The sequence below is a fragment of the Colwellia demingiae genome (assembly GCF_007954275.1).
Classification (GTDB): domain Bacteria; phylum Pseudomonadota; class Gammaproteobacteria; order Enterobacterales; family Alteromonadaceae; genus Colwellia; species Colwellia demingiae.
The window spans coordinates 1-21,780 of the sequence record NZ_VOLT01000014.1 but is presented as its reverse complement, the minus strand read 5'-3'; the positions used below and the strand labels follow the sequence as shown (position 1 = coordinate 21,780).

The 21,780-nt window shown below is 36.8% G+C and carries 21 protein-coding genes; 12 read left to right on the top strand and 9 right to left on the bottom strand.

The genetic code is table 11. The features are described 5' to 3' along the window. Positions 1–185: 185 nt before the first annotated feature. Positions 186–788 carry a TetR/AcrR family transcriptional regulator gene (locus tag ESZ36_RS20195; RefSeq protein WP_146791219.1) on the bottom strand — a complete coding sequence of 201 codons (603 nt, stop codon included), beginning with the start codon at positions 786–788 and terminating at the stop codon, positions 186–188. Positions 789–960: 172 nt separating this feature from the next. Here ESZ36_RS20195 and ESZ36_RS20190 point away from each other — a divergent pair, with 172 nt between their 5' ends. The 4 genes from ESZ36_RS20190 to ESZ36_RS20175 all read left to right on the top strand — a co-directional run bounded on the left by ESZ36_RS20190 (position 961) and on the right by ESZ36_RS20175 (position 5,346). After that, the gene (locus ESZ36_RS20190; RefSeq protein ID WP_146791217.1) at positions 961–1,887 is read left to right on the top strand and encodes a haloalkane dehalogenase; all 927 of its coding nucleotides are present in this window, start codon (positions 961–963) and stop codon (positions 1,885–1,887) included. Between the two features lie 331 nt (positions 1,888–2,218). Then, entirely contained in the window at positions 2,219–2,464 is a 246-nt protein-coding gene (locus ESZ36_RS20185; RefSeq protein ID WP_281285056.1) for a DMT family transporter, read from the top strand. Between the two features lie 554 nt (positions 2,465–3,018). Continuing rightward, positions 3,019–3,498 carry a tRNA-uridine aminocarboxypropyltransferase gene (locus tag ESZ36_RS20180; protein ID WP_146791213.1) on the top strand — a complete coding sequence of 160 codons (480 nt, stop codon included), beginning with the start codon at positions 3,019–3,021 and terminating at the stop codon, positions 3,496–3,498. A gap of 210 nt (positions 3,499–3,708) precedes the next feature. Beyond that, on the top strand, positions 3,709–5,346 hold the full coding sequence (locus ESZ36_RS20175; protein WP_146791211.1) for a B12-binding domain-containing radical SAM protein: 1,638 nt from the start codon (positions 3,709–3,711) through the stop codon (positions 5,344–5,346). Positions 5,347–5,405: 59 nt separating this feature from the next. Here the strand turns inward: ESZ36_RS20175 and ESZ36_RS20170 are convergent, their stop codons facing one another. Beyond that, positions 5,406–6,716 (bottom strand): DsbA family protein, encoded by a 1,311-nt coding sequence (locus tag ESZ36_RS20170; protein WP_146791209.1) that lies wholly within the window; start codon positions 6,714–6,716, stop codon positions 5,406–5,408. A 428-nt stretch (positions 6,717–7,144) separates the two neighbouring features. Here ESZ36_RS20170 and ESZ36_RS20165 point away from each other — a divergent pair, with 428 nt between their 5' ends. Beyond that, positions 7,145–9,082 (top strand): Ig-like domain-containing protein, encoded by a 1,938-nt coding sequence (locus ESZ36_RS20165; protein ID WP_146791207.1) that lies wholly within the window; start codon positions 7,145–7,147, stop codon positions 9,080–9,082. A 232-nt stretch (positions 9,083–9,314) separates the two neighbouring features. After that, positions 9,315–9,626, top strand: a complete 312-nt coding sequence (locus ESZ36_RS20160; RefSeq protein ID WP_146791205.1) for a hypothetical protein — start codon at positions 9,315–9,317, stop codon at positions 9,624–9,626. A 137-nt stretch (positions 9,627–9,763) separates the two neighbouring features. On the opposite strand, the gene ESZ36_RS20155 is transcribed toward ESZ36_RS20160, so the two are convergent. After that, the gene (locus ESZ36_RS20155; protein ID WP_146791203.1) at positions 9,764–10,393 is read right to left on the bottom strand and encodes a glutathione S-transferase family protein; all 630 of its coding nucleotides are present in this window, start codon (positions 10,391–10,393) and stop codon (positions 9,764–9,766) included. Between the two features lie 242 nt (positions 10,394–10,635). On the opposite strand from ESZ36_RS20155, the gene ESZ36_RS20150 reads away from it, so the two are divergent. The 3 genes from ESZ36_RS20150 to ESZ36_RS20140 are packed head-to-tail and all read left to right on the top strand — an operon-like array spanning position 10,636 to position 11,710. Beyond that, the gene (locus ESZ36_RS20150) at positions 10,636–11,076 is read left to right on the top strand and encodes a hypothetical protein (protein ID WP_146791201.1); all 441 of its coding nucleotides are present in this window, start codon (positions 10,636–10,638) and stop codon (positions 11,074–11,076) included. A 17-nt stretch (positions 11,077–11,093) separates the two neighbouring features. Continuing rightward, a complete protein-coding gene (locus ESZ36_RS20145; protein WP_146791199.1) occupies positions 11,094–11,399 on the top strand; it encodes a hypothetical protein in 306 nt (101 codons plus the stop codon). A gap of 2 nt (positions 11,400–11,401) precedes the next feature. Beyond that, on the top strand, positions 11,402–11,710 hold the full coding sequence (locus tag ESZ36_RS20140) for a hypothetical protein (protein ID WP_146791197.1): 309 nt from the start codon (positions 11,402–11,404) through the stop codon (positions 11,708–11,710). A 79-nt stretch (positions 11,711–11,789) separates the two neighbouring features. Here ESZ36_RS20140 and rarD read toward each other — a convergent pair whose 3' ends face one another. The 5 genes from rarD to ESZ36_RS20115 all read right to left on the bottom strand — a co-directional run bounded on the left by rarD (position 11,790) and on the right by ESZ36_RS20115 (position 16,948). After that, positions 11,790–12,701, bottom strand: a complete 912-nt coding sequence (rarD, locus tag ESZ36_RS20135; RefSeq protein WP_146791195.1) for an EamA family transporter RarD — start codon at positions 12,699–12,701, stop codon at positions 11,790–11,792. Positions 12,702–13,177: 476 nt separating this feature from the next. Next, on the bottom strand, positions 13,178–14,623 hold the full coding sequence (locus ESZ36_RS20130; RefSeq protein WP_146791360.1) for a catalase: 1,446 nt from the start codon (positions 14,621–14,623) through the stop codon (positions 13,178–13,180). 164 nt (positions 14,624–14,787) lie between these two features. Then, positions 14,788–15,279, bottom strand: a complete 492-nt coding sequence (locus ESZ36_RS20125) for a gamma-glutamylcyclotransferase family protein (protein WP_146791193.1) — start codon at positions 15,277–15,279, stop codon at positions 14,788–14,790. Between the two features lie 66 nt (positions 15,280–15,345). Beyond that, positions 15,346–15,660 (bottom strand): hypothetical protein, encoded by a 315-nt coding sequence (locus ESZ36_RS20120; RefSeq protein ID WP_146791191.1) that lies wholly within the window; start codon positions 15,658–15,660, stop codon positions 15,346–15,348. Between the two features lie 82 nt (positions 15,661–15,742). Then, entirely contained in the window at positions 15,743–16,948 is a 1,206-nt protein-coding gene (locus ESZ36_RS20115; protein ID WP_146791189.1) for a hypothetical protein, read from the bottom strand. Between the two features lie 320 nt (positions 16,949–17,268). Between ESZ36_RS20115 and ESZ36_RS20110 the strand changes: the two genes are divergently transcribed. Next, complete coding sequence (locus ESZ36_RS20110) at positions 17,269–18,054, top strand: TSUP family transporter (protein ID WP_246129184.1); 786 nt, start codon at positions 17,269–17,271, stop codon at positions 18,052–18,054. 58 nt (positions 18,055–18,112) lie between these two features. Here the strand turns inward: ESZ36_RS20110 and ESZ36_RS20105 are convergent, their stop codons facing one another. Continuing rightward, a complete protein-coding gene (locus ESZ36_RS20105; RefSeq protein WP_146791187.1) occupies positions 18,113–18,727 on the bottom strand; it encodes a TetR/AcrR family transcriptional regulator in 615 nt (204 codons plus the stop codon). Positions 18,728–18,917: 190 nt separating this feature from the next. Between ESZ36_RS20105 and ESZ36_RS20100 the strand changes: the two genes are divergently transcribed. Both ESZ36_RS20100 and ESZ36_RS22605 read left to right on the top strand, forming a co-directional pair. Next, positions 18,918–20,942, top strand: coding sequence for an NADPH-dependent 2,4-dienoyl-CoA reductase (locus ESZ36_RS20100; RefSeq protein ID WP_146791185.1), 2,025 nt, complete (start codon positions 18,918–18,920; stop codon positions 20,940–20,942). A gap of 176 nt (positions 20,943–21,118) precedes the next feature. Next, positions 21,119–21,262: a hypothetical protein gene (locus ESZ36_RS22605; RefSeq protein ID WP_170235901.1), complete on the top strand. Its 144-nt coding sequence runs from the start codon at positions 21,119–21,121 to the stop codon at positions 21,260–21,262. The last annotated feature ends 518 nt before the right edge of the window (positions 21,263–21,780 follow it).

Here is a 21,780-nt window from a genome sequence, read left to right as displayed (position 1 = left end):
AGAAAATACCATAGAGCTATTTTTCATTATAGGTATTAACTTTTTTGATATTGATTATGTTTTTTTAACTGAAATAACAAGCGGAACTGAGTTCATAAGAAGTAAGTTAATAGTTGCAAAAAACCATTCAATATAAGGTGGAATAGGAGTAGTTGGTGTCAAAGATCAACTTTCCGATAACACTGTTACGTTAACTGATGAGTTATTAGAAAGTCTTCACAAACTTCCCATAACTGCTGTTCGTCCCTTAAAACTTTAGATAAGTTGCTCAATCCCATATTAAAAGTAACCAACGCTTTTGCTGTTATATTAACCTTATAATCTGATGGTAATTCATTATTTGAAATTCCTCTGTTGAGTAAATTTTCAAACAACTCAATTGAAGAGAGCATTACGGTTTCCATATCATTAGCAATCATGTCATCGCTACCAATAACCTCTGAAATAGTATTAACAATTAGGCAGCCTTGTTTACCTTGATCATGTATTCGAGTTCTACATACTTCTTTGAAAAACTCTGCTAGCTTTGGCTTTATTAATGCTACCTCATCAATATTTACTAATATAATATAAGGTTCAGTTTGCTTATATAATGCTAAAACCTCCTTAAATAAACCTTGCTTGTCAGAGAAACTATTGGCAAAACTGGAGCGAGTAATACCCATTATAGAAGCTAGTTGACTAGCAGTCAGTACATTGTAGCCTTGTTTCCAAAATGCCTCTTTTGCAGTTTCAATTGCCTGTGAACGATCAAACTTATTTGGTCGACCTACTTTCATTATTGTCATTATTTTACCTTTCAAATCATAGTAATAAGCTTAATAAATTAATTATCAGTTATGTTGGTAAAGTTATATTCTTATCTTAGTTTAACACTGTTTTGTACTTCTTGTACAAAAGGTGGTAATCTTTATATTGTACAGTCCGTACAAAATAAAGATTAATAACAATGAGTAAAATATGAGAAAGACAACTAGACAAAAAAAGACAGAGAGCGATATCGCTGAAATTTCATCTACTTTTAACTTTGAATCAAAATACCTTGAAATAGATGGAAGAAAAATACACTACGTTGAAGAAGGTCACGGTGAAATTGTGTTATTTATTCATGGATGCCCTACCTCTAGTTATTTATGGCGAAACATAATCCCCTTTGTTTCGAATAATCAAAGAGCAATAGCATTTGATCTTATTGGTATGGGCAAGTCAGACAAACCAAGTGAGCCAGTTAACTTTCAGCAAAACATGCTGATATTAGAGAAGTTCATTAGTGCGTTAAAACTTGAAAATATAACGCTCGTCCTACACGATTGGGGTGCCGCATTAGGCTTTGAACTTGCACGAAAGCAGACAAAAATAATTAAGGCTATTTGCTTTATGGAAGGTGTTTTACCTCCAAAATTTCCTGAAAAAACGTTTGATGGTATGGGGGTAGATATTGGAGACTTGTTTAGATCTTTTAAAGACCCTGAGCAAGGAAAAGAAATGATTATTAAGCAAAATTTCTTTATTGAAAGCACTTTACCACACTTCATTAATCGACAATTAGATGAGAAAACTTGGGAGCATTATCGAAAACCATTTATTAAGGAAAAAGATAGAATAGCATTACTAACTTGGCCAACAGAGTTGCCAATTGAAGGAGAGCCGATAAGGAATGTTGAATTAATGGCCAATATTCAGCATTTTATTCAAAGCACAACACTACCCATGTTATTGCTCTATTGTGATCCAGGTACACTAATAACAGCTGATTTAATCCCTTGGTATCAAAAGAATATTACTAATCTACAAACTAAATATATCGGGAAGGCTACCCATTTCATTCAAGAAGATAAGCCCGTTGAAATAGGTCAATCTATTTCAATTTGGCTGCAAGAGCTATGAATTACCGAATAAATCTATTTATAAATGAAGATTGGATTAAAGCGAATTTTACCGCCGTTGATTAACGACTTAACTTAGCCCAATGGTTTGGGCTGTTCTTTGGATTTTTAGGAGTAGCCGTCGTGGTAAGTAATTTAATTGAAGCTACTTCTTTCAGTTGGGTTGCTATAAGTATGTCCGTACTTGCCTTGCTCGGTGTTACCTTTGGAAATATTTATCAGAAGCGTTATTGCGCAAAAATGGAGCTATTTTATGGAGGTGCGATTCAGTCTCTGGTTTCTGGCTTCATATGCTTAGCGCTGTTACCGTTTTTTGAAAGCTTTAAGGTTACTTGGAAAGTGAGTTTATCATATCGCTAGTTTATATGATCGTTGGAGTATCACTAGGGGCGCTGAGTTTACTTTATATAATGATCCGGCAGGGAGAAGTAAGCAGAGTCGCAAGCGTATTTTATTTAGTCCCAGTTTCTGCGGCAGTTAGTGCTTATCTTTTATTTGGTGAAACGATTGAAGAAACTACGTTGTTAGGGGCAAGCATTGTTGCTTTAGGTATTTTACTGACCAACCGTAAAAGCTAAACATATCATAGTAATCTCTATGAATGTAGTCGTAAGTTAACCTGCTTCGTGCCGTAAATTGAGAGTCGCTATTGCAAGAAAAAAGTAGTAATTAAAACTCATGCATCAATGTCATATTTTAGCGAGAAGCAGGCGTTAGCGCTTCAAAGCCAAAGGTATTCTTTGTGGAAAAAATGAACCTGTTGACCTTCAATCTAAGTTAGTCTTTTAGCTTTAGTTTCTATAATAATTAGTTAATGGTAATTATATCGAATAAAGCCATTACCCATACTCGTCCCATTATTTCTGTTACGTTAAAAAACGCGGCTAAGCGAAAGATCAGCTGACTTTTCTGTTATACGATTTATATAACCTTTTAGACTTTGTCGTAGTACGACTCGTGAATAGTGCAATACTTTTCTCACTTTCGCGCTAACAACAGACTGAAAATAAGATTAATTATTTGTTATGTATAAATACAGTTGGCTTTTTATCCTTAGCCGCTTACCCTAACCATCTTCAGATTTGGCGAGCAAGCCTGACAACAATAATTTAAAGCGAAACAATACATAAAAATGAAAATATTTTTACTTACCCATGAACGTGAATTGCATAGAGGAACTAATACCGGCTCTCTTGCTGTTGAAGATTCTAATGATATTGTTGAACGTATACTTTGGGAAAGAGTGAATCCTGATAAAGACCTTACTAGATTAATAGAAAATAATGAGGCGGTATTATTATATTCGCAGGGAGAATCATCATCGGAAGTATCGTCGGCTGAATCATCGGCAATAATTGAAGAATATGAAAATATCATTATTATTGATAGCACGTGGCAGGAAGCAAAAAAGATTTTTAATCAGAGCGCTTATTTAAAAAATGCACCACAATTCACTTTGAAAACAGAAAGTGATTCTTTATACAAACTTAGGGCCAATCAACCTAAAGGTGGTCTATGCACCATCGAATGTATAATCGAGGTCTTAAGAATTAAAGGGCAAGATAAAATGGCATCAGAATTATCATTAAAATTTTACCAATTTAATGGCTAAAATTAACAACACAATTAAACATAAAATTTGAGTGTCCACCGTTTCACTTTATTATGTAGCCAACAGTCTGTTAGCCCCTTATAGATAGAAAATTTAATATAATCAGCTCTTTTGGCTTTCACAAACAATATTGCTGAATAACGTCATTAATCGCAGTATAATTACGGCACTATCATCAAAGATATTTAATAAAGGCATTTAAAACCCAGTATGGCAGAGCAACAAAACTATCCCGAACTGACCGTTACGCAGATTCCTCTAACGCAAGACAATACGCTAGATTCAGTAAAAGCAGAGTCTGTTACTGATCAGAGCAGTCATAAAATTGATAAAGTCTCGCCTAAGATTGTGCTTGCCACACTTAACGCAAAATACTTTCACACCAGTTTTGGTTTACGTTATCTTTACGCTAATTTAAAAGAGTTACAGGAATTTTGTGAAATAAAAGAGTTTATTATTCAAACTCGCGCCATTGATATTGTTGAACAAATTTTAGCATCAAAACCCGATATTATTGGTTTTGGTGTTTATATCTGGAACATCGTTGAAACCACCGATGTTGTTAACTTATTAAAAGTGATCGCACCAGAAATTAAAATTGTTTTAGGCGGACCTGAAGTCAGTTATGAAACTGAGCAGCAAGCTATAGTTGGCTGTGCAGATTATGTATTAACGGGCCCGGCAGATGTCAGTTTTTATCAACTCTGTAAAGATATTATTAATGAAACGCCACCCGACAAAAAAATTCTAAACTCAAAGCCCGTTCCGTTAGAAGACATCGCATTGCCTTATGAGTATTATACCGATGAAGATTTAAAACACCGCCTGCTGTATGTTGAAGCGTCACGTGGTTGTCCATTTAAATGTGAATTTTGTTTATCGTCTTTAGACAAATCATCCACACCATTTGAGTTAACGTCATTTCTTGAGCAAATGGAAATCCTCTATCAACGTGGTGCCAGAAATTTTAAATTTATCGATAGAACCTTTAATTTAAACATTAAAACCACCATGCAAATAATGCAATTTTTCTTAGACCGAATGACTGACGATCTCTACCTGCATTTTGAAGTGGTACCCGATCACCTGCCGAGAAAATTAAAAGAATTGTTAGCGCAGTTTCCTGAGGGCAGTTTACAATTTGAAATAGGCATACAAACCTTTAATATTGAGGTTCAAGCTAATATTAGTCGTAAGCAAAATAACGCTAAGTCAAAAGAAAATTTACTGTGGTTAAGGGATAATACTTCTGCACATATTCATGCTGATCTCATTTTTGGTTTACCAGGCGAAACCTTCGATACGTTTAAAGATAGCTTCAATCAACTCTATCATTGTCGCCCACATGAAATTCAAATGGGTATATTGAAACGGTTAAAAGGTAGTCCAATAATAAGGCATACAGAAGCATTTGACCTGCGTTTTAACCCATTGCCACCTTTTAATATATTAAGTACTGACAGGGTGAGCTTTACCACGATGCAACGTATTAATCGCTTTGCGCGATATTGGGACATGATAGGTAATTCAGGGCGTTTTAAGTACGCTTTACCTCATATATTGTCTGATAAACCGTTTGATGATTTTATGGCGATTACCGAGTGGATTTTTAACAAAACGGGGCAAATCCATAAAATTAGCCTGAAAAAGTTATTTGAGCTAATTTCGCAATCAGTAGAAGCGTTATTTCCTGAAAAACATCAGCTTGTTATTGCAAAGATAGAATTAGACTATGATGCAACGCAATTAAAAAGTCTCTTTAATGGACTCAATCTTTATGCGGTTGAGCAGACGGAATCAATAACTAAAAACAAGTCGTTAAAGCGACAACAACAGCACATGAGCTGATATCACAGTATTAAAAGCTGGCAGTGATGCTGTTAACGCTAATAGCCTTATTATTAGCGTTAACTTTTCTGATGTGAAGATGCAATCGCGTGTTGTATTTGTAATAATCTGTCTTGCCCAAATACCGTAGTATTTTCGTAACTGAAACTAGGGACTCCCCATTTATTGTGCTGATATAAGGCGAATAAGTTGTTTTGCGCCCAAGTCTTCCAGCTATTGTCGTCGAGATATTGTTTCGCTTCAAACCAGTTAAGACCTGACATTTCAACAATATGCTTTAATCCTGCATCAGTTTCAGAACATATCCCTTTTGACCAAACGGCTTGTGCGTAGGTTAATAAAAATTCAACACCTAACTGTTTAGCGTTAGCGTATTCAAACAGTGCATAGCAGCGTTCTACGCCTTTTCCTAACGGATCTGCTACTTTTCCAAAGGGTATATCAAGGGCTGCTGCTTCACGATTTACATCTTGTAAAATGTACATACGTTTGGTTTTTGGTACCAACATACGTCGCATCACCATAGGTAATATTGGCTTAATCACAAGTGGAACTTGAAAATGAGCCGCTAAACGTTTTGCTCGTAACAAACCAAGATATGAATAAGGACTGCGTATTGACCAATATATAACTAAAGGCGATTTTTCATCATTGGCAACGGGTAATGTATTATCTGATTGCAGGATATTATGTGTTTGGTTAAAAAGTATTTTTTTATCAGCAGACGGGTGTAAATCATTTAAACGTTTTTCTAAATATTGTAATCGATCGATTCCCCAATACCACTCACCGCCATAATGCAGCATGGCCGATTGATAATGTCCATGTTGCTTTAACATTGCTTCGTTACTGAGTAAATGTTGCTGATAACATTCACTGTGACTCTGGATAACGGGGTCAATCAATGATGCTAATGTGTCATTGTCTTCTTGCCAATAGCTCGAAAATATTTCGAGTGCTTTGGCTAAATATCTCGGTTGGAGTTCATAGTGTAATAGCTGAGCTGTTGCAATCAATTTTTGTTGTTGACTAATTTTAGGAGGCTGCGCTGGAAAAGCGAGTTGGTATAACTCAGCTAAAAACACACCATCTTGAAATGCATTGTCTGTCCACATTTCTGGAGCAGGGTACATTTCTGTTGGCTTGTTAAGCACAGTTCTAAAATCATACTCTAATGAATATCTGTCCTTTAATTCAGCGAGTGTTTGTAATAATAAATAGCTGTAGGGATCATCTATGGCAAGATAAACAGTGACCTGATGAGTTAAGTTATTTTTAATGCGTTTTTTATCAGCGTATTTACGTTTTTTATCGATTATAAATTCACTAAGCAGTGCTTGTATAAGATAGGGCTTTATCTGGTTGATCATAATTTAAGTTCACTTAGTTGTATTTTATAAAGTTCGAACATAATTTACTAATAGATGGCTGAAGCTGAGCATGACATTTTATAACTCAGCCTTCAACACGCTGTAACCCATTAAATTTTAATGGTGATTGTATAGAGTAACACCAGTATTCATATTCCTTTAACTCCTCCTGCTCCATAAAGAAAACTAGTTCTGGAGGATTTTACTATTTAAAGTGCTTAACTTTTTTTTCATCGAATCATCAAAAATCAATTTACAAATTCATCTAAAATTTTTTTAAAAGCATACCAGATTTTCGGAAAGTGCATATTCTAGTCAATTTATTGTTGCTAAAATAATCGAACTATATTTCAGCTTTTCTACGAGATAAAACTTCAATCTCGTCTATTCGTTATCTAATAACACAACTTACAAGGAAGCAATTTTTTATGTTTAACTTTATTAATCAATTAAGGTGCCTGCTCTTAATTACTCTTTTATCTGTCATCACCGCCTGTGGAAGTGATAGTGATCCCTATTATGTTACCGAGGTTCAGCTTACTGCAACTCAAACTACTTTTGCCGATGGTGAAAGCCAACTCGTAGAGGGAATAGCAATATATTCTACCGGTGAAGAGCTCACCGCATCGAGTGGTAACTCTATATGGACAAGCCAGGATGATAAGATTGCGACCGTTGATTATACAGGCCTGGTTACTGGCGTATCACCAGGTACTACAATAATTTATGCAAGTTATTCGGGGAGTAATGGTTCTGATGATCAACCTGTGACAGGATCTATTTCAATTACCATTACAGAAGCTTCGCTAGTTGGAATTAAGATATATTCAGTCGACAATACTGTACCTAATGGTTTGAATGTGCAGTACACAGCTGTTGGTATTTATAGTAATGGAACTGAAGATAACTTAGCAAATAACAGCGAAATGCATTGGGACAGTGAATTTACTGATATTGCTGAAATTGATAGCATAACTGGTCTAGCAGATACACAAAAGAAAGGTGAAACTACTATATCGGTAACTTTTCAAGGCTTATCAAGCTCTACAGAATTAACTGTTACTGATGAGAGTTTAGTGAGTATAGCTATTTCGCCAGTCGAAGGTCAGACAAGTGTTGTGGATGGTTATAAACTTTCCTTTACTGCTGAAGCAACCTATACAGATGACTCGAAGGTGATTGTCACCAATGATGTCACTTGGCATTCAACTAATTCTGTCAAATTGAATCCGAGTGTTCCTAACGGGACATTTGAGGGGATTGAACCTAGCATAGAAGATGTAACAGCGACTTTAGACTTAAAAACAAGTAATGCCATTGCAGTAACTGTTACAGATGCACTTCTTGTGTCGGTAGTTATCAAACCACAAGAAGTCACATATCCTATGGGTTTAAATAAAAATTTAATTGCAACAGGTTTATTCTCAGATGGTACTGAGAGAGATATTGCGAAAGAAGAAAGTGTAAACTGGGAAAGCTTAAATGAAGACGTTGCTAAAATAGATAATAATGGCTTATTAACGCCTGTAGATAATGGTACTGCAGAGATTCGGGTGACTACGGAAGATGACAGTATCTTTGATACTGAATTTTTTGTAATTACAGAGGCTGAACTAACTGCAACTATTGTTATAACACCAAAAGATTTGCTTCTTGCGCCCGGTGAGTCGCGCCTCTTTATTGCCACTGGTTTATATACTGATGGTGAAATGCATATTTTAAATGGTAAAAAGGGTATCAGCTGGAGTTTAAGTGATGACGATAATTCTAATTATGATGATGGCGTTTCTATAGGAAATTCAGGAATTATTAAAAACGACTTTGAAAATACTAGAGCGATTACTAAACAGCTTGAGGTTAATGTTCTTGTTGATGGTTTTTATAACAGCGATATAACATACACTAACGTAGCTGCGGTTAAAGTGCTAAGTGCTGGAGGTTTAAGTTTTGTTAGTCCATTTTCTGTGACGGATGCAGCCCTCTTAGGTATGTCTTCTAGCACTTATCAACGACTTCCTGAGGATGGTGTAAGCGGGCCAGAGGGTGTTGATTTTATTATATTAACTCAGATAAGTGCAACAACAGAATGTGCTAACTTAGTTTACAATAGGCATGATGATTATAGATTACCCACCTCTAGTGAGTTGATGTCTTTATGGACAAGATATGATAATAGTGATGATGAGGATTACCAATTATATACTGAACAGAAATGGTCAGTTGGTGAGTATTTTTGGACATCTGAATCTAGTGATGTAGAAGGGAGTTTTAAAGTTTTTGATCTACGGAAGGGGCTTGAGGGGGAAGTATCAGTTAATGAAAATGAACGCTATTTCAGCTGTGTTAGGGATACTGTCTTACCCTAATAAAGCCAATGGATTTGAGTTGATTTAAACGACCATCTCACAGACGAAAAAGAAAGCTTCTACAGCAATGTAGAGGCTTTTTTATTTTAAAACGTATGGTTATCCTATTTAGTTAAATCTAATTGCCTAATTCTATTGAAAGAAGGTTATTTCAATATTGTTCAATATCTTATAGACAAAGTGTTTTATTGATGTAATCTAAAATGACTATTCAATTTAATAAGAATAAAAAATGCAAAGATTAAAAGAATCTCAAGAAGCACTCACTCTTATTTATAATGCATATAATGAAGTCGCAACTAATCCGCTACCGCCATTAGATATTGATGACGAAGACGGATTGAAGAAATTACTGGATACTGTGATGAATCGAGAATCGATATCGCATATACAAAATAAAAAAGCACTTAAAGAAAGTACTGAACTGCGTAGCTCTATAGCAGATGTATTATTACTGCTTGATGGTTGTGATATTAAAGAAATTAAAGCAGCAATGAGAAAAGCTACTGCTGCCAGCGCTGCAGCTACAGAAGCAGCAAAATAACTCATTAGGTTATTAACTAAACCAACTAAATCAATTGGCCCAAAAATAGCGCAAATTACTGATAAAGCAATTTGCGCTGATTATGTTCTAAATGAAAAGCACACCGAACGTCACAATAAACAGTGCTGCTGTAATCATTAGAAAATTGGCGCAAGACCTTCTTGTTGATTCATTGCTACTTTAAACCCATCACGAGCCATTAGTCTTTTTAAATAGTCGCGAGTATGTGGCCCGAAATTTTTATCGTTATCTGTTTTGTGAGCGAGAAAAAGCGCATAACCAACGCAAATATCAGCTATCGTAAATTTACCAGCACAAAGGTAATCACTGCTTTGAAGCGCAACTTCAACGCTACTCAACCGTGATGACAACCATTTTTTATAATCTTCAACGACTTGTGGCTGTAATCGTTCAGGTTTTTCATAACGATCGTATCTTAAAATTAAAGCTTGCGGAAAAGTGAATGTGGTATCACTACGATGTATCCAATTAAGGTATTCACCGTACTCTGGATGTTCAACGGTTAAGCCGATTTCACTCGCGCCATACTTATCGACTAAATACTGACAGATAGCAGCAGACTCTGTCATGATCAACTTCCCATCAATAAAAGTCGGCACTGTGCCTAAGGGATTAATGTCTAAATAACCTGGATGGTTATATCTTGGCGGAAACTCCATATTAATCAGCTCATAATCAAGCTGTAATTCTTCGAGTGCCCATAACGGTCTTACCGAGCGAGAGTCGCGGCAGTGATATAATTCCATTTTATTATGCTCATGATATTTAAGTTATATTTTGGATAACACTGTACCATAATCATTTTATATCCGCTAAATCACCTTCATCTTCACTTTAGAAAATCCTATCCACAAATCATTATTTTAAAGCTTACAGTTTCTTACGTTTCTCCGACACTTACTAAACAATAAAGCAGATCTACTCATTTCATTTGAAAGTATAATAGCGTCACGCTTTATCAATCCACGTAATAAATAGGTAGGCACATATGCCGATAAAATTGAAAAGTATTCTTGGACTCAGCTTTTTACTTGTTGGAGGGTGTAGTCAACTTCACCATGTTCATATTGGTGATATAGACCAGTCTCAAGGTACGTTAACGCCATTTACAATCAAGGTAAATGAATTTGGTTTTGACGCAGCTCAAGCTGCACAAATAGGGTCAGAGGTCGCAAAGTCAAGCTCAACCAGTGAAGACTTAGAATTAGTCGCTTTTATTTTGGCCATCAGTAATTTTGGTCCTAAAACAGGTAACCCTGTATATAACGACGCTTATGCCGATGAAGTCCTCTCTGAGGTCATTAAAGCATGTCCAAGTAAAAAGTTAACCGGATTAACATCTGTTCGCGAAGCAACCAATGTTGGCCCTGTAAGTGGCGAAGTTGTACGCATCAACGGTTACTGTATTAATACGACTCAGACTCACTAAACTTAGGAAGAAACATCATGTTAAAGAACACCATATTATTTTCAATACTTGCACTGTCACTGACGGGTTGCGTTGGTTTAAATACCGTGTCTATGACACAAGTTCCAGCACAAAGAAATAACGTTATAACGACTACTTCATCTAGTTGGAATTTCATCGGAATAAACTTTAGCAATGCGTTTGTTGATGAAGCAATTGATAAGCTTAAAGGGCAATGTTCAACAGGTAAAATAGAAGGGGTCTTTACTAAGCACCAAACTACAGGCTATGTGCTTATGTACAAAAGAGAAGTTATTGTATCCGCATACTGTAATGAGGTGTAGCAATGAAAAAGCTATTTTTGCTATTTACGGTGGCGATGCTTAGTGCGTGCACTAGTAGTGTTCATATGTCACAAGTAGATGTTGGAAGTAATAGTGCTAATGAACTTGAGATTGGCAAGATTATTGAGATTGAAAAATCTCAAAAGAATATACTAGGTTTTGTTTACGACACTAACTATGTTGACCAAGCTTACAAAAACCTTTTACTAGAATGCCCGAACGGTACTTCAATGGTTAACGTTGAATATTTAACAAATCATGGTTTTCTTAGTTGGACAGATAAAATCCGTATTAAGGCAGTTTGTCTTTAAATAGACCTTTTCGATAACCTTAATAAAAAACCGTTAACTGCAAAAGTAGCGGTTTTTTGCTTTTTAATAATAATGATAATTAGTCAAATGTTCTTCTTCTACTGATTAGTATACGCAGTAAACTATCGCCAATGACTAACAGCACTGCTATACCAAAGAAACCATAGCTCCATAGTTGTTCTGGGCTAATGGTTTCGTTAAGTAAAAATATCGCGACCAGCATCATCAATATGGGCTCGCCATAATTTAACATACCAAATATTGTAAATTTTAAGCGTGTCGATGCGGAAACAAAAAATAGCATGGCAACAGTGCCCAATAAACCTGAGCCTAATAACAAGAGTATTCCCCAATCTAATGAAGGTAAAAAGGGTAGTTGCTGTTGGTTCGCAAAATACAGCAGCAACAAAGCTACCGGAGTGACAAAAATGTTCTCTGCAACAAAATTACTTGTGGTCGGTATTTTGCTTTTGCGGCGCAAGATAAAATAGGGTGGATAAGCCAAACAAATAAGCAGCGTAACCCAAGAAAATGAATGGCTTCTATATAGCTCAACGCTCACTCCAATTAATGCCGCGCTTACAGCGAGCCACAATAAAGGACTCAAGCTTTCTTTAAAATAAAATCGGCCAGTTAAACTAATGGTAATAGGTAATAAAAAGTAACCCATAGCGATATTGATCGTTTCACCATTTACCGGTCCCCAAAAAAATATCCACCACTGTAATGCGATTAAAGGGGAAGTTAAGCATAATATCATTAACTCTTTGGGCTGGGAAAATATAGCCTTAAGTGCGAGTAATTTCCGCGTTAAAGCTAAAAATAACAAGCCAAATCCTAACTGAGACAGTACGCGAAAAGCAAAGAGGGTATTACCATCAACAGGCGCCAAAAATTGTATGTAGTAGGGCAACAATGAGAAAATTAGGATCGAACCTAACATCAGGAAGTAACCTTGTAATTCTTGCTTATTGGCAGAGGTAGTAGGCATTTATTCTCACTAAAATTTACGAAGGTCTGGTAAATCGTGAACAATGGGGGAGGAAGAGGCTGGTGTCAATGATAAAAAGGGCTAAATAGGTTTTAAATACAGTTAACGATGACTCAGTTAATGATTGGGATAAAGACTTATCACTGAATCACCGTTAATTTATTCATACCAATTCCATTAAATTTATTTCCACCTCAGAGCTATGTCAGAGAAGTTATAACAAATAAAATTTATGCTGATATAGTCATTCTATATCTAACAAATTTGTGCAGTTATTGCTTTTCTGACAAGCTCCTAAGGGCGAGTTTAAAAGGCTTACATACAGCGTTATTGATTTTGACAAGGACGCTGCATGGATGCAGCTTATTAGAGAATGCAGGAGCATATTCTCCTGAGTAACCATTCTCTTCAATCAATGCCTTGTCTCTAAGCCTTTTAATTCTCGCTGAGTGGGAAATAACTTAATGGATTTGGTATTAGATACTATCTAGTGAAACTCCAAGTGCTTTAGCAACACCTGCACCGTAGGCTTTATCCGCTTTTAAACAGTGCGAAATATGTCTTTTTTGGATATCAATACTCGCACCACCAACGGATCTAGCTGTATTATCAAATAAAGCCTGCTGTTGGTTGTGATCCATTAATCTGAATAAGTCACCCGGTTGAGAAAAGTAATCTTCATCTTCTCGATGATTCCAGTGGGCAGCAGCGCCAGATAATTCCATTGGTGGCTCAGAAAAATCTGGCTGCTCTTGCCATTCACCTTGGGTATTTGGCTCATAACCTATAGTACTGCCATGATTACCATCAACTCGCATTGCTCCGTCTCGGTGGTAGCTGTGTACAGGACAACGTGGCGCATTAACCGGTATTTGTTGATGATTAACACCTAAACGATAGCGCTGAGCGTCACCATAAGAGAATAGGCGGCCCTGTAACATTTTATCAGGAGAGAAACTTATCCCTGGCACTATACTCGCTGGATTAAACGCCGATTGCTCTACTTCAGCAAAAAAGTTTTCTGGATTTCTATTTAGCTCCATTACGCCCACTTCAATCAAAGGATAATCTTTATGTGGCCATACTTTAGTTAAATCAAAAGGATTGTAAGGTGACTTTTCTGCTTGCTCTTCAGTCATGACTTGAATTTTTAAGGTCCATGATGGAAAGTCTCCTGATTCAAGCGCGTCATACAAATCAGCATGATGGCTTTCTCGGTTTTGACCAATAACAACTTCGGCTTCTTGATCTGTTAAGTTCTTTATTCCCTGATTCGATTCAAAATGAAATTTAACCCATACGCGCTCATTGTCTGCGCTGATCATGCTAAAAGTATGACTACCAAAGCCATGCATATGACGGTAGGTAGCAGGCAGACCTCTATCACTCATCACGATAGTTATCTGGTGTAGGGCTTCTGGCAGTGATGTCCAGAAATCCCAATTGTTTTGAGCACTACGCATGTTAGTACGAGGATCACGTTTAACTGCGTGGTTCAAATCAGGAAATTTTAGCGGATCACGTAAAAAGAAAACAGGAGTGTTATTACCCACTAAATCCCAGTTACCTTCTTCAGTATAAAATTTTAACGCAAATCCTCTGATATCACGCTCAGCATCGGCAGCGCCTCGTTCACCCGCAACAGTGGTAAATCGAGCAAACATTTCGGTTTTTTTCCCTACTTCAGAGAAAATTTTTGCTCTTGTGTATTGTGTAATATCATGAGTAACGGTAAAAGTTCCGTATGCACCGGAGCCTTTAGCATGCATACGTCTTTCGGGTATGACTTCACGATCAAAATGAGCCAGTTTTTCCAAAAACCAAACGTCTTGTAGTAATTGAGGGCCGCGTGGACCTGCTGTCATTATATTTTGGTTGTTAGCCACAGGGCAGCCAGCATTAGTGGTAAGTTTCTTTTTCATCATATCTTCCTAATATCACGTGTTTAGAAACTTAATCTTAGACCAAAAATAGTAATCGCTGAAGTTGATTAAATTGATGATAATGATTGGTAAAATCTATTGCATGGAATATCTAATCTTAAAAGCGCTTGTCATCTTAAGGTGGGGTGTCATTGAGGATTTGCTTAAGCGTACATTGCACGCTGTTTTTCGTCTCTGTTTTTATCTGGGTCTTCAATGCATTCAACAGATTCAATGACGGCAAGATAATCAGTAGGCACTTTTGTTTCTTTTGCGCCAATAATAACGTGATTTAGATACCAAGAATAAGGTTGTAACGAAGCGTCTATTTTGATTGCATAGTAGGTTAATGCTTCAAATACTTCACCTGAGTTATTTTGAACAAAGACTAATTTTTCATCGTATCCATCTCCTAAGCTTTCAGCTCGGTCTAAAGCGCTTTTTTCACTTTCGTCTATCTCAAAGAGAGCTCTAATGACTATGTCTTCACTGTTATTTGTTTGAAAAGAATCACACTTTCCAGAATCATCATCACCACTCATATTAAAACGTAATTGGTGCTGTTTAAGCGTCACTATTTCAAGTTTTTTGGCACTTGGTACTCGCTCTTTAAGCCTTAGAAATGACATGTTTGAACCGTATGCAAAGTATTTCACAAAGCCTCCTGTGCAGTTAACACCTCGATGAGAGGTTTAAAGTTGATTTTTTCTTGTTAGCCTAATTTATCCGCCACATTGCCCTTGTTCATTTATCCAATAGATAGAATTTCCAATAACAGAAATTGAACCTGAAATTATTGCACTGACAGGAAAAACAATCACTGATCCTAGCATTTGTCCCAAGAATTGAGCTTTACAGTCATCTTTACTAGGGCATTCTAATTCACCAAACATTCCAGCATCTTCAATGGTAAGTTCTACCTTTTTTTGTACTGCTTGGCATTTTTTATCAAACTTCTCAGTAAACTCTGGCATAACCGCACATGAGCAAAGAAATAGAGATAAAGAAGAAATTAATAAAACCTTAGATAAACGCATACTCTTCCATGATTATTAAGCTATCCCCCAATAAGGGGCTAAAATTGTTTGTTAAATGTGTAGTGAAATTAAGTTAATTTCATTAGAAGGCGTCAAGCATTTTGTATATTGCGGTGCATAATTGATTTTTATTCTCTTCGTATAGGACTTCAGCTTCTTCGACTAATAGCCGTTGTGATTCAAATTCACCCTGAGAATCTAGATTGTTCAACCAACTCCGAAGTAACCGTTGGTCGAGCATCATCATAATTGAGGCTCGTTGAAATAGCTCATTATCGATATTAGAATATAAGCTTTTCTTTTTCTTTTCGACTAACTGCATTGCTTCGGTGTTGCTCTGTGATTCAAATACTATGTTCTGTAGCGCAAGACCAATTGAATTACTCAATAATGTTGTACTTCTTGTTTCCAGTTGTTGACCAAGAGTTAAGCAGGCATTTGCTTTACCTGGTGCTTCTATTCCCTGTTTACACCATTGAATTACAGATCCGTATGCAGGAGAATTAGCCGCAGCATTGCCAATTCCAACTATTACATTAGCAGTAAAATCATTAGAGGTTGAGTTTTCCAATGCTTGCGCATATAACAATATATTTTCTGCGTACCTTTCGTTAAATAATGTTGTTTTCTCCAACGAATTAATAGCACTCATGACTCCCTTATCATCATTTCTAGCAGCGTAGAAGGATGCAACATTTAGCCAAATAGCCCCATTATTACTATCGGAAGATACTAAATTATTAACGATATCAACAGTGCATTTTTTATCCGAAGCGTGCTTACATAAATTTATTAAATTCAGAGAAACGAGAGGGTTACTTTGAAATTGGTTATGATAGTTAAGTAACAAGTCTAATCTACTTATTCCCTTTGGTGGTGTTGCAAACAACGCATAATTTAAAGGGTCTGCCTTAGAAAAATGGTCATCAAGAGATTGTAGATATTGTTCGCCCTCAAGCATGTGAGCTTCTTCATCAAAGGTAAAGTCAGCATCAAGAGATTGGAAGTATTGCTTAGCATCATCCATCCATGTTTTTTTATTGAAAGTAAAGTCAGGAAAGCACTCAAAAGCATCTGTGTCGGCATTATTCATAGCGACAGAACTATCGACTTTATCCATTGTTGATATCGTTGTTTTAGGTAATGACTTATTGCTTTCTTCTGTAGGTTTTGTTGTTTCTTTTGTAATAAAGGGCTTATTCTCAGATAAGTAGCTATCTGAATTTAGATAAATAATTACAAAGCAAATAATAGAGGTCAAAGATACAATTAATTTTCTTCTCAACATTTCGTAAATCCATTTTTTTGAAATGAGGGTATACCTAAGATAAGCATAGAGTGTCCCCAAATAACGCTGGAAAGATATTAACCTTTTCAGTGTATTAAGATCAATTAAGTTAACTGTGTAACAGAAGAAGGTAGTTTTCTCATGAATGCACTTTGGCTCATATTATATGAGTGAACAATATTCACTATTATAAATTTACATTATAAATCATCTAATAAATACAGCATACTAAGCTTGTTATCGTTACGTACTTTATTTGAATCTTAGTATGATGTCCTGATCCAATGTAAGGGTAAAAACTTATTTCGTTAGCGGTTAAGGTGTCTTTCATAAGACGGGAGCTAAAAATCGAATTATCACTGACACTTTTTATTGGCTTGACCGTTGTGGCTTTTGTTGCAGGTTTTATCAGCTCGATTGCTGGGGCAGGTGGTGCCATTGTTTTACTCGTATTGCTGTGGGCTGGTTTGCCTCCACTTAACGCGTTAGCGACAAATAAATTTCAAAGTGTCTTTGGCACACTATCTTCAACGATTAATTTTTTTCGCAAGGGCTATATTGATTTGCACGCTCTAAGGCCAGCTCTGTGTTATGCCTTTGTTGGCTCTATGATAGGTACTTACTTAGTACAGCAGATATCTACTGACTATTTATCAATAATGATGCCGTATCTACTCATTGTAATAGCGCTTTATATGATGTTTTCCCCGACGATTACTGATGAAGATTTACCTCCGAGAATATCAGAGAAAACATTTGCCCCTCTTATCGGTGGTGGTATCGGGCTGTATGGTGGCTTTTTTGGCCCAGGAATGGGCTCATTTTTCGCCGTTGCATTTGCCTCATTACGCGGTTTTAACATGCGAAAAGCGACGGCCTTTACCAAGCCTATGGTGTTGATAGTTAATACCACTTCCATGGTTATATTTTTATGGGGTGGACATATTGTTTGGGCTTTAGCTATTACGATGGCTGCTTCACAAGTTGTGGGCGCGCGACTGGGATCGAATTTAGTCATTCACCGCGGCGCGGCTTTGATTAAACCTTTCATTGTACTGATGACATTGGCGATTGCCTTTAAGTTGTTACTTGAAAGCAATATCTGAGGATATTATTGAGAGGAACTCAGCTTTATTCGTATTATTTATCACTGATATCGAGTTCTTACTGTTTTGAGTTTGATAAAAACATACTGACCGCATAGTCACAAATTTCATCAATTTTACTGTTATCCGTATAGATACCATCAATAAATAATTTCGCTATACCATGTACCGTGCCCCACAATACTTGCGATGCCCGCAAGGCATTATCATCGACATTAAATAGCCCTTTTTTTTGCCATTCTTGCGTCATTGCCACTTGAAATTGAAAGCAAGGGTAGGCTGAATCTCGAAGTTCTTGGGTGCTGCTCTTGTCTTTCCATATAGTACGGCCAAACATTAATTCATAAAGATCAGGGTTGTTGTGAGCAAACTGAATGTAATCATGAATAAAACGATAAAAATGTTCTCTTATTGATAATTCTTCATCTTCATAGCCATTTTTATTGATTTGATGTAATTGTTCAAACCCCTTTTCTGCCATGCCACAAAGCAGAGCATTCTTATCTTTAAAGTGATGATAGGGTGCTGTTCTAGAAACCCCAACACGCGATGCAAGTTTACGTAAAGAAACTTCTTTAATACCACTTTCTTGCAACATTTTAGTCGCAACAACCAGCAAAGTTTCGCGAAGATCACCGTGGTGATACGTTGATTTTTCATTAATATCTTTCATGGGGCTAATTTAGCAATGATCGTTCAAACAAGCAATCTTGACACTGTCATATTTAAGGTGTATCTTTTATGTACGTTAACTTGACAGTGTCAACTTTGCTTTGAGAAGTGTAAGTTTACTGGCCTAATTTGTTTAACATCATCAGTGAAAGTCCTGAAATTTCACACTAGCTATATAGAGAGAGTAAGCAATGTCTGAGCAAAAATTTTCAAAATTATTTGAACCCCTTGATCTTGGTTTTACTACCCTAAAAAATCGCGTGTTAATGGGATCCATGCACACGGGTTTAGAAGAGCACCCAGAAGGTACTAAACGTATGGTTGCCTTCTATGGTGAACGCGCTAAAGGTGGTTGTGGTCTTATTGTAACGGGTGGTTATGGTCCAACTAAGCGCGGTGCTACTCACCACGACACCAAGATGATTGAAACAGCAGAAGACATTGCTAAACATAGAGTTATAACAGATGAAGTACATAAGTATGACAGTAAGATATGTATGCAAATATTACATACCGGTCGTTATGCTTTTAATAAAAAGCCTATTGCACCATCGGCTATTCAAGCCCCAATTAATCCATTTAAGCCTGAAGCTGCTACCGCTGAAATGATAGAAGAAGAGCTGATAGGCTTTATTGATCTGGCTGTAAAAGCGCAAGAAGCTAATTACGATGGTGTTGAAGTAATGGGCTCAGAAGGTTATTTCATTAATCAATTTACCGCCCTAAGAACCAATCAACGTGATGATGAGTGGGGTGGTGCATTTGAAAACCGCATTAAGTTTGGTGTTGATGTGGTACGTCGTATCCGTGAAGCGGTTGGCGAAAAATTTATTATTATATTCCGTTTATCTATGATGGATCTCGTTGAAGGTGGTAGTACTTTTGAAGAGGCAGTACAGTTTGGGCAAGCGATTGAAAAAGCTGGCGCAACAATTATTAATACCGGTATTGGTTGGCATGAAGCGCGTATACCTACTATTCAAACTAAGGTGCCACGTGCAGCCTTTACTTGGGTGACAGCTAAATATAGAGAACACTTTAACATTCCAGTAATCACGTCAAATCGAATTAATACCCCTGAAGTTGCAGAAGCCGTATTGCAAAATGGTGATGCTGATATGATTTCAATGGCACGTCCTTTCTTAGCGGATGCTGATTTTGTTAATAAAGCAGCACAAGGTCGAAGTGATGAAATCAATACCTGTATTGGTTGTAATCAAGCCTGTCTAGATCATGTGTTTTCTGGAGAAATGTCTAGTTGTTTAGTCAATCCTCGTGCTTGTTTTGAAACAGAAATTAATATTATTCCGACAAAATCCGTTAAAAAAATTGCGGTAATCGGCGCAGGGCCAGCAGGCTTGTCTGCCTCTACAGCACTTGCTGATGCAGGGCATGAGGTAACACTTTTTGATGGCGCAAGTGAAGTAGGAGGTCAATTTAATATCGCCAAACAAGTACCGGGTAAAGAAGAGTTTTCTGAAACTATTCGTTATTTTACTCGCAAGCTTGAGTTAACAGGCGTAACAGTGAAGTTAAACACCAAAGTAACGGCAGCTGAGCTAAACGAGTGTGATTTTGATGAAGTAGTTATCGCGACAGGGATTAAACCACGTACACCACCGATTGAAGGTATTGAGCACGCAAAAGTTCTAAACTATATCGATGTGTTAAGACATAAAAAACACGTAGGAAAAAAAGTAGCAGTTATTGGTGCTGGTGGTATCGGTTTTGATGTTTCTGAATACCTAGTTCATTCAGGTGAAGGAACCAGTCAGAATATTGAAGCTTATATGAAAGAGTGGGGCATTGATATGACACTTGAAGCACGTGCTGGTATTGAAGGTGTTAAAGCACAAGTATCAGCACCAGCGCGTGAAGTATTTTTACTCCAACGTAAAGATACTAAAGTGGGCGCAGGCTTAGGTAAAACGACTGGTTGGATCCATCGTACCGGTCTTAAAAACAAGCAAGTGAAAATGATTCCGTCTTGTCAGTACCACAAAATTGATGACGCAGGTTTGCATTTAAGCATTGCTGGAGAAAGACAGATTCTCGATGTTGATAATATCATTATTTGTGCTGGTCAAGATCCTGCCAGAGAATTAGTGGAAGGCTTGAATAAGCCGTATCATTTAATTGGTGGGGCAGATGTAGCGGCAGAGCTTGATGCGAAGCGTGCTATTAAACAAGGATTGGAATTAGCAACACAACTGTAGGCGGTACAGCGATCTGAATTTCCCCCGATAAAATGGCTCACTTATCACAGACTTTTGTGATAAGTGACTCTTGTTTTAGCGTAGATACTAAAGCTGAAGCACCTAAAAAACTAAGCATATAGTCTTACTTAGTAAATAATCATTCACGTAAAGAAAATTAACAATAAGGTATAATCATGAATAAGCATATTGAATTAGCAATTTCAAACGGCGCAATGACTGAACCATTGAATTTTGTTATTTTCACGGAAGAAAACAACAATGTAAAGTCTATAAGCCTCGATTCTGATCGTAGAGAGGAGCAGGAGGAATGTGTGTAATGTGATCAGATTTTCGTATTGATCTTTCAAAATGAATTCTTCAAAATTTAGCTACTTATCAATGAATAAGCAGCTATTTTTATCAAACAAGTCTGTAACTGATGTTGTGTAATTACTCGTTTAAATCGTGTAGTTACTCAACATGTTTTGCTGGCATATGTCGATATTGATAAATAATACGAGGTCTTCTTTTCATAGCTACGCTCCTTTGTATTAAGGATAGCGTTGCATTCACCATTTGAACTCAAGCTGAAAAGCGGTCATTAGCATCAACGTCTTCTTCTTGATAAAAGAAGACGTTGATGCGTGAATTTCAATTGCTAACTTTTTGTCGCGAGAGCACCCTCACTCTTAATTCAAGGGCAGAGGACATTAGCATATATACTGTATGGCGCTAATAAGATGGTCCGCCTCCCCTAAGCTACACTTAGGGAGATTATTAAATGAGGAGAATCATCATGTCTACTATTAACATTCTTGGAATTGATATTGGGAAATCAACCTTTCACCTTGTTGGC

What these genes read in the sequence shown, in the direction of transcription:
- ESZ36_RS20195 (WP_146791219.1), bottom strand. Translation starts at nt 788, where the DNA reads ATGACAATAATGAAAGTAGGTCGACCAAATAAGTTTGATCGTTCACAG.
- ESZ36_RS20190 (WP_146791217.1), top strand. Translation starts at nt 961, where the DNA reads ATGAGAAAGACAACTAGACAAAAAAAGACAGAGAGCGATATCGCTGAA.
- ESZ36_RS20180 (WP_146791213.1), top strand. Translation starts at nt 3,019, where the DNA reads ATGAAAATATTTTTACTTACCCATGAACGTGAATTGCATAGAGGAACT.
- ESZ36_RS20175 (WP_146791211.1), top strand. Translation starts at nt 3,709, where the DNA reads ATGGCAGAGCAACAAAACTATCCCGAACTGACCGTTACGCAGATTCCT.
- ESZ36_RS20170 (WP_146791209.1), bottom strand. Translation starts at nt 6,716, where the DNA reads ATGATCAACCAGATAAAGCCCTATCTTATACAAGCACTGCTTAGTGAA.
- ESZ36_RS20165 (WP_146791207.1), top strand. Translation starts at nt 7,145, where the DNA reads ATGTTTAACTTTATTAATCAATTAAGGTGCCTGCTCTTAATTACTCTT.
- ESZ36_RS20160 (WP_146791205.1), top strand. Translation starts at nt 9,315, where the DNA reads ATGCAAAGATTAAAAGAATCTCAAGAAGCACTCACTCTTATTTATAAT.
- ESZ36_RS20155 (WP_146791203.1), bottom strand. Translation starts at nt 10,393, where the DNA reads ATGGAATTATATCACTGCCGCGACTCTCGCTCGGTAAGACCGTTATGG.
- ESZ36_RS20150 (WP_146791201.1), top strand. Translation starts at nt 10,636, where the DNA reads ATGCCGATAAAATTGAAAAGTATTCTTGGACTCAGCTTTTTACTTGTT.
- ESZ36_RS20145 (WP_146791199.1), top strand. Translation starts at nt 11,094, where the DNA reads ATGTTAAAGAACACCATATTATTTTCAATACTTGCACTGTCACTGACG.
- ESZ36_RS20140 (WP_146791197.1), top strand. Translation starts at nt 11,402, where the DNA reads ATGAAAAAGCTATTTTTGCTATTTACGGTGGCGATGCTTAGTGCGTGC.
- rarD (WP_146791195.1), bottom strand. Translation starts at nt 12,701, where the DNA reads ATGCCTACTACCTCTGCCAATAAGCAAGAATTACAAGGTTACTTCCTG.
- ESZ36_RS20130 (WP_146791360.1), bottom strand. Translation starts at nt 14,623, where the DNA reads ATGAAAAAGAAACTTACCACTAATGCTGGCTGCCCTGTGGCTAACAAC.
- ESZ36_RS20120 (WP_146791191.1), bottom strand. Translation starts at nt 15,660, where the DNA reads ATGCGTTTATCTAAGGTTTTATTAATTTCTTCTTTATCTCTATTTCTT.
- ESZ36_RS20115 (WP_146791189.1), bottom strand. Translation starts at nt 16,948, where the DNA reads ATGTTGAGAAGAAAATTAATTGTATCTTTGACCTCTATTATTTGCTTT.
- ESZ36_RS20105 (WP_146791187.1), bottom strand. Translation starts at nt 18,727, where the DNA reads ATGAAAGATATTAATGAAAAATCAACGTATCACCACGGTGATCTTCGC.
- ESZ36_RS20100 (WP_146791185.1), top strand. Translation starts at nt 18,918, where the DNA reads ATGTCTGAGCAAAAATTTTCAAAATTATTTGAACCCCTTGATCTTGGT.
- ESZ36_RS22605 (WP_170235901.1), top strand. Translation starts at nt 21,119, where the DNA reads ATGAATAAGCATATTGAATTAGCAATTTCAAACGGCGCAATGACTGAA.